This is a genomic window from Streptomyces sp. NTD91 (genome assembly GCF_059510455.1).
Map to the genome: position 1 here is coordinate 1 of NZ_JCAJZW010000183.1, position 346 is coordinate 346.

1 pseudogene is annotated in these 346 nt (G+C 67.3%); it reads left to right on the forward strand.

From position 1 onward, the window contains the following. Nucleotides 1-346: pseudogene (locus AC5WRT_RS39150) on the forward strand (IS701 family transposase); the annotation flags it as partial.

Consider the following 346-nt stretch of genomic DNA (forward strand, 5'->3'; position numbering starts at 1 on the left):
CGTCGCGATCCGCCCTTGCTGGGAAGACGGCTTCGGGCACTGGGTGCTGGCCCGCCGCAGTCTCCGCGACCCCACCGAGATCGCCTACTACGTCTGCTACGGACCGGCCTCCTCGCGACTGAAAGACCTGGTCAAAGTCGCCGCAGCGAGGTGGGCGGTGGAGGAGTGCTTCCAGACCGCCAAGGGCGAGTGCGGCCTGGACCACTACCAGGTGAGGCTCTACCGGGCCTGGTACCGGCACATCACCCTGTCCATGGCCGCACTCGCCTACCTGACCGCAGTCCGCGCCCAAGAAGCCACAAAAGGGGCGACGCGGAGGACGAGCAAGACCTCATACCCCTCAGCG